We start from the raw sequence: 14,818 nt of genomic DNA, 5'->3' as shown, positions 1-14,818 counted from the left end.
ATGGTTGATATAAAAAAAATTGGTGATCAAGTTTTTGAACTAATATGGCAAAATACAAATGATGCGATTTTTACAATTGGTCAGGATGGATCGATATTACATGCGAATCCAACTTTTACTGATATTTTAGGATGGGAAATAGAAGAAATAGGAGGGATAACCCCTCCGCCATTTTTTGTTAACATGATGAAAGAACAGCACATGGAATTTTTGAACAAGTTAAAAGACGGGGAAAATATCAATTATAGTGTGACGAAAAGAAGAAGTAAGGATGGAGAAATATTAGATATTTTAGCGAGTTATCGTGTAATTAATAAAGATGACGTACTAGCAGTTGGCATGTATAAGGATTTTACAGAGCAAATGGAAATCCAAAGACAACTCGAGGCAAGTGAAGATTGCTATCGTAGTCTCGTTGATTTTCTTCCAGATGCAGTTATCGTTCAAAATAAACATCATATCGTATTTGTTAACCCTACGGGTGTAAATTTATTAGGTAAAGAACATTCTAGTGATATTATTGGTAGATCCTTATGGAATTTTATCTTTTCCGAACAAAAGGAAAGGATTGTACAGAAGCTAGTTGAAATAATGGACAGAAACGAATCTAGCAAGCCGACTCCAATTATTGAAAAATTCATTAGATATGACTATAAGATTTTTTATGTAGAGATTACTGCAATTCCTATTGTATATAACGGTGAGCCGGTAGTTCAAATATTATTCCGAGATATAACTGAAAGGAAAAAGTATGAATTACAACTTGAATCAATGGCATTTCATGATCCACTAACAGGGCTTAAGAATAGGAGAGGCTTTATAGAAATTATGGAGCAATCGATAGCGGTTGCAAGTAAAACTGGAGAAAAACTTGCATTGATGTATATGGATTTAGATAAGTTTAAAGGAGTAAATGATACCTTTGGCCATGAAATTGGGGACGAGCTATTGAAGCAATTCGCCAAAAGACTTGAAGACAATATGAGAGACAGTAGTGTTCATTGTCGTATGGGCGGGGATGAATTTCTTGTTCTGATTAATGATATCGAAAAACTGGATGACGTTTCGCGAATAGCGGAAAGATTATATAACGTATTGCAAGAACCATATATTATCAATGGTCATACACTTGAAACGACTGCAAGTATTGGAATCTCCTTGTATCCTCAAGATGGAGATACTAGTAGAGTACTTATTAAAAATGCAGATAAAGCATTATATATGGCTAAAACAAATAGAAATGAATTCCGGTTTTATGGAAGTGTTGTTTAAAATTAGATAAAGAAGAAGCTGGTTAATTTTTAATCAGCTTTTTTGTTTGAAAAAACACCTCAAAGTATTCCTTTACTCGGATAAATATGTTTAAAAATCGCATACTAGAAATGATTTTTCACTATATTATTAAACTTTTTGGAGAGAAAGGTGTTGTCATGGAAAGAAAGTTGTTGAATCTTCTTACCTTGTTGTGTGTTGTGTCATTACCATTGTTATTTAAGGGATCAAAAATGTTAGAAAATCTTGTAGTGTTTTTTTCAAAAGGCGTATTGGCAACTTTAGTAGATGCATATGTAGTGGGTACGAAAAGAATAGGATACCCTGTACGACCTTTTAAAAAAATATTTAAAACAAATATTGTGTATGATATGTTATTTTTTCCATTGTTGAGTGTGGTTTGGGTAAGAATGACTTACAATGATAAATTTCCGAAAATTCTTTTAAAAAGCTTGTTATTCAGTGTTCCAATGAGTATTGGCCAATGGTTTTTGGAAAGTAATACGAGGTTATTTAAATGGAACAAATGGTCACCTTTTCATACCTTTTTAAGTGTGAACTTTACCTTATTCACAATAAGAGGATTTATTTCATTAGTAAAGAAGATTGGTAAGGTTAAAGCTATTGCCCCACTTTAATATTCAAACTGCTAAAGAGAGTTGCTAATTTAATGAATAAAGATTTTAAAGACAAGAGATAATAGGTGGTGTTATTAAATGGGTTTCCTTTCCAAATTATTTGGAAGTTCAACAACAAAGGAGAATGAAACAATGTCAAATGTTAAATTAGCTGTTGTTTTCTACAGCATGGGTGGTACAAACTATCAATTATCGAAGTGGGCTGAAGAAGGTGCGAAAGAAGCTGGTGCTGAGGTTAAAGTATTAAAAGTACAAGAATTAGCACCAGACTCAGTCATTCAGGGAAATGAAGTGTGGAAAGCAACTGTAGATGCAACGAAAGATGTACCAGTTGCAACATCGGCTGATCTTGAATGGGCAGACGCGATTATCTTTAGTGTACCTACTAGATTTGGAACTATGGCATCACAAATGAAACAATTCCTAGATTTACAAGGTGGTCTTTGGGCAAGTGGTAAAACAATTAACAAAGTAGTAAGTGCAATGACTTCTGCACAAAATCCACATGGTGGGCAGGAAGCTACAATCTTATCCCTATATACTTCATTGATGCACTGGGGTGCAATTATTGTACCTCCTGGTTACACAGATCCAGTTTTATTTGGAGCAGGTGGAAACCCATATGGAACAAGCGTCACGGTCGGTCAAGATGGAAAAATGATAGAAGAAGTACAAGCAGCAGTTAAACACCAAGCAAAACGTACAGTGACAGTCGCTGAATGGGTGAAAAAAGCGAATCAATAATAAAATAAGTGCTGACCGAAATGATGCGGTTGGCCTTTTTATTTTAAAATTCTCTTGACAAAAATATTTATTTAATAGTAAAATTTACTACACAAAATAAAGTTTGTTCTAATTCTATAAAATTTATAGGTTTCTTTAGCATAGAGTTAATAATTCCATATTGATTATATGAAAAAGTGAATCTTTTAATATAGGAATTTTAGAGCAAGATGAACGGTTCATAAAATGATATAAAACGGTAGACTGTAAAAAAACCATAGGGTTCGTTTAAAAGTAAACCGACAATTTTCAGCATTTAGTGGTCTTAGTGCCATTAAATATTGAAATTGTCGGTTTTTTTATTTTTTCTTGATAAGGAGGAGAGGCGAAATGCTAAGTTCATTACATTTTTTACTTCAATCGGGATTTTTTGTGTTGCTTGCACTTTCAGTGATCAGTGGGTTTATTTTTTTAAACCCGAGGGTTCCATTATCTTATGCTCGGATTCACATCGGCATTATTGCGTTGCCTCCAATCATAGCTATATTCGCGCTTTTTTTAAACAGTGGTAGCACGATTGTTGGTCCATGGAGCTTTGATACCTTATCATGGCTCTTGGCGGCGTTTGTCCTTACAGTTGGATTAATTGTACAACGCTTTTCTATTCGGTACTTACTGGGCGATCATTCATATCGAAAATATTTTTTATTACTAACACTTACAACCGTTGCCGACTCACTTGCTTGGCTTAGTGATGATCTTCGTTTGTTGGTGATATTCTGGGGCGTAACACTCCTAGGGTTAACACTGCTTATCGGATTAAGAAGAGAATGGCAAGTGGCAAGAAATGCTGCAAAAATTGCGGGTAAACAATTTGCAATGAGCTGGCTTATCCTGTTAGTTGCAATTATTTGGGTCTCTCATGTCACTGGACACTGGCAGCTATCACTCGCAATGACAGAAGGCAGTCTTGCACAACTTGGCTCATGGGAGAAAACAGCCATAAATCTACTTCTAATTGTCGCCGTCATTATTCCGGCAGCACAGTGGCCATTCCAGCGTTGGTTGTTGGACTCAGTTGTTGCCCCAACACCCATTTCTGCTGTCATGCATGCAGGTATTGTGAATGCCGGGGGAATGATTTTATCGCGTTTTTCACCTCTTTTTAATGGTGATCCTGCACAGATTGTCCTTCTTATCTTTGCTAGTTTTTCTGTCTTAATCGGAACCGGGATGATGCTAGTTCAGGTAGATTATAAACGTCAGCTTGTTGGTTCTACGATTGCCCAGATGGCTTTTATGCTCATTCAGTGTGCACTAGGCGCTTACCTAGCAGCAATTATTCATGCTATCTTACATGGATTATTTAAAGCTACCCTTTTCTTGCAGGCAGGCAGTGCAATTCGTCAAAATGGGTCTGTTTCCCGTTCACCCGGGCAACCGTCCTATTTATGGACGATTACTGGAGGCGCCCTAGGTTTATTTGTTGGAGCTTGTTTTTGGATTACTTCTCATGGGGAAACGTATCAGTTAATTAGTGCCGTCATTATAGGGTGGTCGGTGTTCTACGCATGGAAGCAGCTTGTAGCCGCAGGGAATGGACATATCGGGCGTGTTATTGGATTTATTTTGATTCTAATAGTGGGAGTAGTATTTGTCCTCATCCACTCTGCTTTTATTAATCTGTTGCATGAAATGATTCAAACAGGGGGGCAGCCACCAATACTAGCAGCTGTTTTACTTCTTGTAATCTTGTTGGCTGGAAGTGTGCTAGGGGCATGGTCGATTCGCCATCGATCATCAAAACTATATGCCTTGATCTATCTATGGCTTATAAAATTGAGTGAACCTCAGCATGACTCAATTGATAGCCATCCAGCGTATCTACTACAAAAAGAGGGGAATGTATGATGAATACCACATTAGCTAAACATCTTTACTTAGAAAAGGAACTCGATGCTTTTCATCTTGACATGAATGATTTGGTGGAAGCAGCAAGTAAAGTGATTGCACCGCTTGGTCCCGTTCATACGTTTGCAGCTCGCAGCCCTTGGGCAGGCTTAGAACAGCAAACATTTGAACAAGTTGCGCGCCGTCTTAAAAATGTAAGTAATGTGAATATATTTCCTAGTGACATCATGTTTCAGACGGCTTGGAATCAAGGGGAGATTAACCTTGATTTTTTAGAAATGGGACTTAAAAAGTGGCTTGACTTACAGCCTTTAGAAATGTCGAGAGAAGCAGCTGAGCAATACTGTAAAGCCAATCTCTTTAATGATGCATCTTCTACTAAATTGGAGGCGTCAGAATTAAAGAGGCTTGTTAAAAAAATTGGCCAATTCAAGTTTCAAAAGAGAAAAAACCATTCTGTCCGTACGTATAGTCAGCGCTTGGAAATGTTAGGCGACGGGAAAGTGGCTAAAGAGCTTAACCATCATCTCATTAAGTGGTGTAAATTGTTTTTAGATGAATCACAGGATGCTTGGTCTATGCCGAATCGAGAGGAAGGTTTTTATCATGCGTGGCGGAAACTTGCGAAGCTGGATCCAGCACTGAACGCCAAAGTTCGCAAGCAGTTAGATCATTTACCGAGTGATGCAGATTTTGCATTAAAAGAAGTATTGAACAGACTGGAAATTCCTTATTTAGACATACAAGAGTATTTAGAAGCCCATCTACTTGCCTTGCCTGGTTGGGCGGGTACGATGCTTTGGCGTTCACAGCAATCAGCAAAGGACCAGACGTTGCTATTGGAATATTTAGCAGTCCGAGTTTCTATGGAGTGGGTCTTTATCCAACCATATTTGCCATTAAAAGAGCAAACTACTGAAGATAAAGTACATGTAGAATCCTTGATTACAGCTTGTGTTTATTATAGCAATCTATCAGTCCATGAATGGAACAGGCTGCGACTATCGGAATTAAAAGCACGGATTTCACTTTGTTATCACTTTGATGAAATGACCCGTCAGCGCCTTTGGTTGGAGGCTTGGGAAAAAACCTATGAGCATCAATTAATGAACATAGTGACAACAAAACCGAACCAATCTGAAAAAAATGAAAATGCAGTAGAAGCACAATTCGTCTTTTGTATTGATGTGCGTTCTGAGCCTTTTCGTCGTAAACTTGAAGAATTAGGTCCTTTTGAGACATTTGGTACAGCTGGATTTTTTGGGTTGCCGATTGAAACGCAAAAGCTTTGCAGCAATCATAGTCATCGATCCTTGCCGGTTATGAACAAACCCCAACTTAAAGTAATTGAATCTTTACCTGAGTCAACCTTGAAGCAATATAAACAACTCGTTCATGCGGGCCATTCCATTGGGTCCACATTTCAGATGATGAAACATAACTTATTTTCAAGTCTTGTATTACCAGAAATTAGCGGACCATGGCTAGGTTTGCAAACGGTGGTACGTAGTTTTATTCCAAGGGGTACGGATTTAGCAGTTAGCAAAATTCGTAATAAGTGGCTGCGCAAACCTTCTGCTAAACTTTCATTGGACAATACGCAACATGTCGAGTCGGAAATACCAGTTGGTTTTTCAGAAGAAGAGAAAGTGCATTATGTCGAGCAGGCATTAAGAATGATGGGGCTCACCGAGCATTTCGCTCCTTTAGTTGTAATTTGTGGTCACGGCAGCCGAAGTGTAAACAACCCATATGCATCAGCGCTAGACTGTGGGGCGTGCGGGGGAGCATCAGGCGAATTTAACGCGAGGGTGCTTGCGAGTTTATGTAATCTTCCAACTGTAAGAGAAAGTCTTGTGACGAAGGGGATTATGATTCCCGATCATACCGTATTTGTTGCTAGTGAACATATCACATCACTCGATGAGCTTCATTGGGTTTATGTACCTGAGCTTTCAGCAGAAGCGAAGGAATCATTTGAGCATGTAAATAAAGTACTGCCAAGGGTTAGTCATGAGGCTAATGCCGAGCGGGTGCAGCAATTGCCAAATATCAACTCAAAGCGTAATAATCCAAGTACAGAGGCAAAGCGTTATGCAGATGATTGGAGTGAGTTGCGACCTGAATGGGGCCTAGCACGTAATGCCGCATTTATTATTGGGGAACGCGAGCTTACGAAAGAGTGTAATTTGAATGGGGAAGTTTTTCTTCATAACTATTCTTGGAAAAAGGATAAAAATGGTGAATTACTTGCAAACATTATTGCGGGTCCGGCAACCGTTAGTCAGTGGATTAACTTACAATACTATGCGTCAACTGTTGCCCCTCATTATTATGGCAGCGGGAATAAAGCAACCCAAACCGTCACATCTGGAATAGGGGTCATGCAAGGAAACGCGAGTGACTTATTAACTGGTCTTCCTTGGCAGTCAGTGATGAAGTCAGATAATGAATTCTATCATAAACCATTAAGATTATTAGTTGTCATCCAAGCTCCGAAGGAAAATGTGGAAAGGCTGCTTGGGAACGACCCACTATTTCGTCAAAAAGTACAAAACGGATGGATTCGTCTTGCGTCAATTGATCCGGAAGGTCACTGGAAAAGCTGGTCATAACCGCTTTTCCTAAATTCTACATATGAAAGAAGGAAGAATCATGATGGAGAAGTCAAAAGGAGCAATCGAAGCTGAAATAAGTAAAGAATTAACCCATTGGGAAAAAAGTTATCTGGGGCGTGGCTCAGTATCGGTTAAATCGGATATTTTACGGGATATGATTATTGTTGTCTTGCGTGGTATTTTAACTCCTGCTGAGTATTCGCTTTGTGAGGATCAACGAGGGCTCCTAGCCGTTAAACAAAATCGAAATAGCTTGGTAGAGTCTGGAGTAGAAGACTTAAAAAACATCATTTACACAATCACAGGTCAGGAAGTAATTAGTTTTTACACGGATATTAGTACACATACTGGAGAACGGGTCATTGTCTTTAAGCTCTCAGATGATTTGGAAAGCCAACTAAACTAAAGGGGGGAAAGCTATGTATTTAGGGGAAAAAAAGAAAGTGCTGTTTGTGGCTGGGAGAGAATACAAACCAGTATATCTAACTAAATATGTGAATGATATCAACCCAGAGGATATGATCATCTTGAATAGTTATGGACGGGAAGTGTTACAACCCTTCGGCGAATTGATGAGGGATATCATCATAACTGTATACCAGGAAAATATTGAAGACATAATTGTCGTTGGGGACGAGGGGACAGGTACATTGTCCCAGCCGGTACGGTGTACCTGTCCCTCTGTCCCACAGGATAAACTCGAAACACTTGAGTATCTTTTCGAAAATTGTATGCCGGAATTTCCAGGTATGAGTTTACGTGAATGGCTAGAAGGATACAAAACAGTAACCGAATATGTGCAAAAAAGTGCCGATACGATCCGCAACCATCCGCTTATGCCATCCGATGTAATCGTTCGCGGATTATTTATTAACTCGGAAACCGAAGAGTTGTCAGAAGAGGTTGTTTTCTAGCACCTAGTTGGATAAAACTAGGAGACTCCGAACCTGTAAAGTTAAGAAAGAGGCACTTTATTGGATATAATTAGGAGATTGAGAACCTGTAAAGTTAAGGAAGAGGCACCTAATTGGATATCATTAGGTGATTGCGAACCGGCAAAGTCGAGAAAGAGGTACCCAACAGGGTAAAAATGGGAAATGTCAATCTAGATAAGTAAACAAAAGAAGCAAGGGCGATGAGCCCTTGCTTCTATTTTTATCTCAAATCACTCTTACTGTAATGATTCCGCTAATTTGCTGGATTTTTTCTAGTAAACTAGGAACAATTTCACCGTTTACTTGTGTTTCAATGTCAATCATCGTATATGCGTATTCGCCACGGCTTCTGTTTACCATATCTGCGATGTTTAACTCATAGTTTGAGATAGCTGAAGTGATTTGGCCAACCATGTTTGGAACATTTTTATGGAAAGCTGTTACACGTGTTTTTCCTGTATAAGGAAGTGCAGCATTCGGAAAGTTTACTGAGTTTTTAATATTTCCTGTTTGCAAGAATTCCTTTGTCTGACGCGCTGCCATGATTGCACAATTTTCCTCAGATTCATTGGTTGAAGCACCAAGATGTGGTGTACAAATCGTATTTTTCATTTTTAAAACATTTTCATTAGGGAAATCAGTCAAATACTTTCCAACGATTCCATCTTCTAAGGCTACTGCCATGTCAATTTCGTTCACGAGTTCACCACGTGAGAAGTTGATAATGTGGACGCCGGGCTTCATGATACTGAATGTTTCCTTATTAAACATTCCTTTTGTATCATTGGTTAATGGAACGTGTACGGTAATATAATCTGACTCAGCAAACAGCTGTTCAAGTGACATTGCTCGCTGAACATTACGTGATAAGTTCCAAGCTGTATCAACAGAGATGAATGGATCAAATCCGATTACATCCATATCTAGATCAAGCGCATCGTTTGCTACTAGTGCACCAATTGCACCTAAACCAATAACACCTAACGTTTTACCTTTAATTTCTTTTCCGACAAATTGTTTTTTGCCTTTTTCAACAAGTGCTGGAATTTGATCGCCTTTGTCTTCTAGTGATTTTGTCCAAGAAATACCGGAGAAAAGATTCCGGGATGTAGCCATTAAAGCAGTTAAAACCATTTCTTTTACAGCGTTTGCGTTGGCCCCTGGCGTATTAAAAACAACAATCCCTTGCTCCGTGCATTTTTGGATGGGAATGTTATTCACACCTACACCTGCGCGCGCAATTGCTTTTAAGTTATCACCAAGCTCAAGATCATGCATATTGTAGCTGCGAAGGACAATTGCATCAGGGTTTTCACTTTGGTCATCGATTGTAAAGTGATCATGTTTGAACACGTTTAGTCCGCTTTCCGCAATATTATTTAATGTTTTAATTGTTTTTACTTGGTTCTCAATAAGTGTGCTCATCTCGTCTACCTCTTTCTTGAACATAGATTTAAAGTATAGAAAACTTCCAATATACGAATTTATGAGGTCTGGATCTGTTTGGAGTTGGTAAAAATACCTACCCGCATGTATAAACAGAAAGAGGCAAGGGACTTTCCCTTACCTCTGCCCAGGCGAACGGCTCCGACACTATATGCTCCCTCGCGGTTATCCGCGTGCGCCAGTCACATACAGTCATTTTGATTTGTAAGTATGATACCAAGTTTTTTGATATATTTCAAGTTTTAAATAATTTATAATATAAACGGAAAAACTACCCTTATTATTAAGGAAATATGGGTATTCCACAATATAGCAGGAATTTTTCCGTTTATTTTCTATACATCGTGAAATCAACACTCATTTTGCATTACATTTTTAATGTTTGCGATAGTTAACGGAACTCGTTCCCTTTTTTAGTGGTTCCGAACCTGTCCATCGTGCCCTCTTATTTATTCGGTCCATACACACGACTATCGATTGATTTGGATTCGCCTTTGAGCCGTTTCGTTAGGGTATCCTTCCAATTGAGTGCAAGGCATTCACACGCGGCTAGGTTTGCAGCTGCCTCCATATCATCTTTCTTTACATGCATAATTTCGTTGCAGAGAGCGATTGTCCATTCAGGATAAGGTCGTTCGACCAACTTGATGGTATCATGCTCTTTAACCGTGCCTTCTTTGACAACGCGGAAGTACCACCCGGTTCGTCCGCTTTTTTGAATCCGCAATGCAAAATCTAGTATTTTATAACGCCGAGCAGGCTTCCAGCATGGCTGACGAGGTTGGGATACTTGGACCAAAGCCTTACCGACTTCATATATATCTCCTATACACACATTGGTTTCATCCAGCCCAACGACAGAGAAATTTTCGCCCATTGCTCCTGCCTGAACAAAGTTATTCTCCAATTCGCTTTGCCACTTTTCATAATGGGTTGCTGCATAGGCGAGTACTGCCTTTTCAGGTCCACCGTGATTTTTTAAATCTGCCTGACCATCCCCATCTAAGTTTTCCTTACCAAGCCAGAGTGGTGTTTGAATAGGGTCTTTAAATATCCCACTCGTCCATTCCTTGTCCATGAGTTTTTTCGCATTCGGGTCACCCACGGTTTTGGGCTTACCGATAAACAATTGATCTATGTAAGGTAGTTTATCCATTCTTCCCATCTCCTTTCGTTTTAGTTTACAATGACCTTAAGTCCCTAAAGTTCAAAATTTCTACCTAACAAGTACGCAATCCACTTGCAATGCGGATTGTTTCGGATATTTTCCAGAAGTCCTTTGATGATAGCGAGTTTAAATGTTTGTTCATGTACCTGTTCCTGTAAAAGGAGTAATGACTCTTTCTCGATGGAATCTTCCATTTCTTTTACCTTCTGCTCAATCATCAAAATCAGTTGATCCTTCGTTACGTCACCCTGCGATTGAAATATCGACCACTCAATATGCTCTTTTTGTAAAAAAGGAATCGTCATCCCGTGAGCCAATAGTTCAGTTTTTTCCACAAGAGACCTGCAAAGGACCTCCACATCTATTGGGAAGTCTTGATATAAAAAAAGCTCTGAATACATTCTTGTGAATCCCTTAATGCAATATAGCAGATCGTACTTTGTATCCTTTATTTTTTCTCCGTAGATCCGCTCAATCATTAAAAGAATAGTTGTGTTGATAAGTTTGTTAAAATTGTGCATTTTAAGGATAAGCTTTTCGTTTAGAGACTGTGTATATTCCTTCATAAGAATATTGGCAAAGTCCGTATGCTGTTTAAATGATTGAAAGCTTACATAGTAAAAATCATACAAAAGATTTTTCTCATTTTTATTAGTTCTGACTAAATGGTCAATATCAGTAAAAACCTGTTCCATAAATTGGTCAATCAAGGCAATGATTAATTCATCCTTCGATTTAAAAGAAAGATAGAAGGCTCCCTTTGAAATACCACATTGGTCGGTTATTTGTTGAACGGAAGTTGCTTCAAATCCTTGCTTTGCGAATAGCTCTAACGCTTTTTCCATGATTAGTTGTTTTTTCACCATTTGTTTTCTCTCTCCTATTGTCTTTCATTGACAAATGACTGAATGGTCATTATTATAAATAAATGGGTTAAATAAGTCAATCTAGGGTAGGTGTAAGTGTGAGAGGTATAGCCAATTTTGTACTAAAGAACAAACTTGCGGTTTGGTTATTAACAATAATTATTACAGTATCTGGTATTTATTCAGGTACACAAATGAAGACAGAAACGATTCCGGATATATCCATTCCCTTCCTAATGGTCATGGATGTGTATCCTGGAGCAACTCCTGAACAGGTAATGGAAGATGTCTCGATGCCAATTGAAAAAGCGGTTGAAGGACTTGAGGGGGTAAAATCCGTATTTTCTAATTCCTATTCGAACATGGCCAATATTCAAGTTGAATATAACTATGGTGAGGATATGGATGAGGCTAAGCGCGCCTTGCAGTCTGCGTTAGACGCAGTTACTTTACCAGAAAATGCGCAGAAGCCTGTAATTACAGCAATTAGCATGAACATGATGCCGGTCGTGGCACTTAGTGTAAGTAGTACAACAGAAGATATTGTCGAATTAACATCAACAGTTGAAGATGTTTTACTTCCTAAAATTGATAAGCTTGATGGAGTCGGTTCCGCAACGATCACAGGTCAGCATATTGAGGAAGTACAACTTACCTATAATAAAGAAAAAATGGCTGAGCTTGACTTAACAGAAGACACGGTTAAACAAATGATTCAAGCTAGTGATATGTCTGTATCATTAGGTCTTTTTGAATTTGAAGAAGGCGAACAAGCTGTTTCAGTTGACGGGAAATTCATGACTTCAACTGAACTAAAGGAAATGTTGATTCCGGTCACACCTTCTGAAAGCAATCCTGTACCATTCGTAAAGCTTGGTGATATCGCAACAATCGAGGAGGTTGGACGTGTTCAATCCGTTTCGCGTACGAACGGAAAAGACGCGATTGCGATTCAAATTGTTAAGGAACAACAAGCAAACACAGTAGATGTTGTAAATGAGGTAAAGGATCTTATCAAGGATGAACAGGATCGAATTGAGGGCCTTGTCATTGATGTATCACTAGACCAAGGTGAGCCAATCGAAAAATCGGTTGCAACAATGGTTGAAAAAGCACTCTTTGGTGGCTTGATTGCAGTATTAATTATTTTACTTTTCTTGCGTAACTTTAGATCCACAATAATTTCGATTGTATCGATTCCAGTCTCCATTTTTATGGCATTGTTGCTATTAAAATGGATGGATATTACGTTAAACTTAATGACGCTTGGAGCCGTAACCGTTGCGATTGGGCGGGTAATTGATGACTCCATTGTTGTTGTAGAGAACATTTATCGACGCCTCCATTTAAAAGAAGAAAAATTAAATGGTCGTGCATTAATTCGTGAAGCAACGATTGAAATGTTCAAACCAATTTTTTCATCTACATTAGTTACGGTTGCTGTATTTGCACCACTTATTTTTGTAGGCGGAATGGTTGGAGAATTGTTCATGCCATTTGCATTAACAATGACTTTTGCCTTAGGGGCATCATTATTAGTTGCGATTACAATTGTACCAGCATTATCACATACTTTATTTAAGAAACAACTTTATGTTGAAAAAACAGAAGCCAAACATAAGGAAGCAGGGAAGTTTGCAAACTGGTACAAAGGAATTTTAAATTGGTCACTTAACCATAAAATCATTGTGTCTGTGCTATCAATTTTACTATTAGTCGGAAGTTTAGCATTAACACCGTTAATCGGCTTTAGTTTTATGGGTAGTGAAGAAGATAAGGTTATGTATTTAACCTATACACCAGGTACTGGTGAGTTAAAGGATGAAACACTTGAAAATGTAGCAACAGTTGAAGAAGAACTATTAAAACGTGATGATATTGATATTCTTCAAGTATCTGTTACCGAGAGCGGAGACCCGATGGCTGCGATGATGGGAGGCGGAGGTGACGGTGCATTAATGTACCTCATTTTTGACCCGGACATGAAGGATTTCCCTGAAGCCCGTGAAGAAGTTGAGGAGTATGTGTTCAATATTGGCCAATCTGGTGAGTGGAAGAGCCAAAACTTCTCATCAATGTCCATGAATTCAAGTGAAGTTAGCTATACATTATACAGTGAAGATTTAGATAAACTTTATGATGCAGTTCATATGGTTGAAGGTGTCATGAACGATGCGGACGGCTTGGAGGATGTTTCATCAAGTGCTGAGGATGCGTATGTAGAGTACACATTCAATGTCGAGCAGGATGAATTATTGCAATATGGACTTACAACAGGTCAGATTGTGATGATGTTAAACCCAGATCGTTCACAGGACGTTTTAACAACGATTGAAAAAGATGGGAATACATTAGAGGTTGTTGTTAAGCAAGAAAAAGTAGCAGCACCTAAATCAATCGATGACCTTTTAGCAACTCAGGTGCCAACACCAATGGGTACGACAATGCCTCTTTCTGATTTAGTAACAGTTAAAGAAGGAACAACTTTAAATACGCTAGCTCGTAGTAAAGGTGAGTACTATGCTTCCGTTTCAGGAAACATAATCGGTGACGATATTTCAAAGGTCACGTCAAAGGTGGGCAAAGAAATTGAGGAACTTGATCTGCCAAAAGGTGTGACACTTGATATTGCTGGTGTTCAAGCCGATATGGTTGAAACATTTACTCAGCTTGGTCTTGCAATGCTTGCGGCGATAGCAATTGTATACTTCATTCTTGTTGTAACATTTGGTGAAGGGGTCGCGCCATTTGCAATTTTATTCTCCCTTCCATTTGCAATAATCGGTTCGTTTGTCGGATTATTGATTGCAGGTGAAACCATTTCTGTTTCTGTGATGATGGGTCTCTTGATGTTGATTGGTATCGTAGTAACGAATGCAATCGTCCTTGTAGACCGGATTATTCATATGGAACGTGATGGTATGACAATGCGTGAAGCGGTTCTTGAAGCCGGTTCAACCCGTTTACGTCCAATTTTAATGACGGCAATTGCAACAATCGGTGCGTTAATTCCGTTATTATTTGGCGAAGGCGGCGGTGGTTTAATTTCGAAAGGGCTTGGTATTACCGTTATCGGTGGTCTAGCAAGTTCAACGTTATTAACACTTCTAGTCGTACCAATTGTCTATGAAATATTGTCTAAAATGTTTAAGAAAGACCGTAAAAACATTCAAGAGAACTAATCATTTGAGCCCTACAAGGTTATACATATCTTGTAGGGTTTTTTAACATTATATAGTCG

At 38.6% G+C, this 14,818-nt stretch carries 11 protein-coding genes and 1 riboswitch; of the genes, 8 read left to right on the top strand and 3 right to left on the bottom strand.

Annotated elements, in window-relative coordinates; genetic code table 11:
• The 7 genes from V7147_RS11710 (at position 1) to V7147_RS11680 (ending at position 8,076) form a co-directional block, all read left to right on the top strand.
• Entirely contained in the window at positions 1-1,272 is a 1,272-nt protein-coding gene (locus V7147_RS11710) for a diguanylate cyclase domain-containing protein (RefSeq protein WP_335368040.1), read from the top strand.
• Positions 1,273-1,430: 158 nt separating this feature from the next.
• Entirely contained in the window at positions 1,431-1,910 is a 480-nt protein-coding gene (locus V7147_RS11705) for a CBO0543 family protein (RefSeq protein ID WP_335368039.1), read from the top strand.
• 132 nt (positions 1,911-2,042) lie between these two features.
• Entirely contained in the window at positions 2,043-2,654 is a 612-nt protein-coding gene (gene wrbA / locus V7147_RS11700; protein ID WP_335368038.1) for an NAD(P)H:quinone oxidoreductase, read from the top strand.
• Positions 2,655-3,023: 369 nt separating this feature from the next.
• A complete protein-coding gene (locus tag V7147_RS11695; RefSeq protein WP_335368037.1) occupies positions 3,024-4,544 on the top strand; it encodes an NADH dehydrogenase subunit 5 in 1,521 nt (506 codons plus the stop codon).
• Complete coding sequence (locus V7147_RS11690) at positions 4,544-7,159, top strand: DUF2309 domain-containing protein (protein WP_335368036.1); 2,616 nt, start codon at positions 4,544-4,546, stop codon at positions 7,157-7,159. Before V7147_RS11695 ends, V7147_RS11690 begins: the two co-directional genes overlap by 1 nt.
• A 43-nt stretch (positions 7,160-7,202) precedes the next feature.
• On the top strand, positions 7,203-7,568 hold the full coding sequence (locus V7147_RS11685) for a DUF2294 domain-containing protein (RefSeq protein WP_335368035.1): 366 nt from the start codon (positions 7,203-7,205) through the stop codon (positions 7,566-7,568).
• Positions 7,569-7,581: 13 nt separating this feature from the next.
• Positions 7,582-8,076 carry a carbonic anhydrase gene (locus V7147_RS11680; protein WP_335368034.1) on the top strand — a complete coding sequence of 165 codons (495 nt, stop codon included), beginning with the start codon at positions 7,582-7,584 and terminating at the stop codon, positions 8,074-8,076.
• A gap of 246 nt (positions 8,077-8,322) precedes the next feature.
• Here V7147_RS11680 and V7147_RS11675 read toward each other — a convergent pair whose 3' ends face one another.
• The 3 genes from V7147_RS11675 to V7147_RS11665 all read right to left on the bottom strand — a co-directional run bounded on the left by V7147_RS11675 (position 8,323) and on the right by V7147_RS11665 (position 11,577).
• Positions 8,323-9,522 carry a phosphoglycerate dehydrogenase gene (locus tag V7147_RS11675; protein ID WP_335368033.1) on the bottom strand — a complete coding sequence of 400 codons (1,200 nt, stop codon included), beginning with the start codon at positions 9,520-9,522 and terminating at the stop codon, positions 8,323-8,325.
• A gap of 139 nt (positions 9,523-9,661) precedes the next feature.
• Positions 9,662-9,739, bottom strand: a riboswitch (ZMP/ZTP riboswitch).
• A gap of 249 nt (positions 9,740-9,988) precedes the next feature.
• Positions 9,989-10,699, bottom strand: coding sequence for an MOSC domain-containing protein (locus V7147_RS11670; protein WP_335368032.1), 711 nt, complete (start codon positions 10,697-10,699; stop codon positions 9,989-9,991).
• 44 nt (positions 10,700-10,743) lie between these two features.
• Positions 10,744-11,577 (bottom strand): TetR/AcrR family transcriptional regulator, encoded by an 834-nt coding sequence (locus tag V7147_RS11665; RefSeq protein WP_335368031.1) that lies wholly within the window; start codon positions 11,575-11,577, stop codon positions 10,744-10,746.
• A gap of 98 nt (positions 11,578-11,675) precedes the next feature.
• On the opposite strand from V7147_RS11665, the gene V7147_RS11660 reads away from it, so the two are divergent.
• Positions 11,676-14,759, top strand: a complete 3,084-nt coding sequence (locus V7147_RS11660) for an efflux RND transporter permease subunit (protein ID WP_335368030.1) — start codon at positions 11,676-11,678, stop codon at positions 14,757-14,759.
• Positions 14,760-14,818 lie beyond the last annotated feature (59 nt).

The sequence above is a fragment of the Bacillus sp. JJ1521 genome (assembly GCF_036965165.1).
Lineage (GTDB): Bacteria > Bacillota > Bacilli > Bacillales > Bacillaceae_L > Ferdinandcohnia.
Note: the sequence above shows the minus strand (reverse complement) of the source record. Positions and strands in the feature narration are given on the sequence as shown.

Coding starts and splice junctions, on each gene's coding strand:
- V7147_RS11670 (WP_335368032.1), bottom strand. CDS start 10,699: ATGGATAAACTACCTTACATAGATCAATTGTTTATCGGTAAGCCCAAA.
- wrbA (WP_335368038.1), top strand. CDS start 2,043: ATGTCAAATGTTAAATTAGCTGTTGTTTTCTACAGCATGGGTGGTACA.
- V7147_RS11705 (WP_335368039.1), top strand. CDS start 1,431: ATGGAAAGAAAGTTGTTGAATCTTCTTACCTTGTTGTGTGTTGTGTCA.
- V7147_RS11695 (WP_335368037.1), top strand. CDS start 3,024: ATGCTAAGTTCATTACATTTTTTACTTCAATCGGGATTTTTTGTGTTG.
- V7147_RS11685 (WP_335368035.1), top strand. CDS start 7,203: ATGGAGAAGTCAAAAGGAGCAATCGAAGCTGAAATAAGTAAAGAATTA.
- V7147_RS11675 (WP_335368033.1), bottom strand. CDS start 9,522: ATGAGCACACTTATTGAGAACCAAGTAAAAACAATTAAAACATTAAAT.
- V7147_RS11665 (WP_335368031.1), bottom strand. CDS start 11,577: ATGGTGAAAAAACAACTAATCATGGAAAAAGCGTTAGAGCTATTCGCA.
- V7147_RS11690 (WP_335368036.1), top strand. CDS start 4,544: ATGAATACCACATTAGCTAAACATCTTTACTTAGAAAAGGAACTCGAT.
- V7147_RS11680 (WP_335368034.1), top strand. CDS start 7,582: ATGTATTTAGGGGAAAAAAAGAAAGTGCTGTTTGTGGCTGGGAGAGAA.
- V7147_RS11710 (WP_335368040.1), top strand. CDS start 1: ATGGTTGATATAAAAAAAATTGGTGATCAAGTTTTTGAACTAATATGG.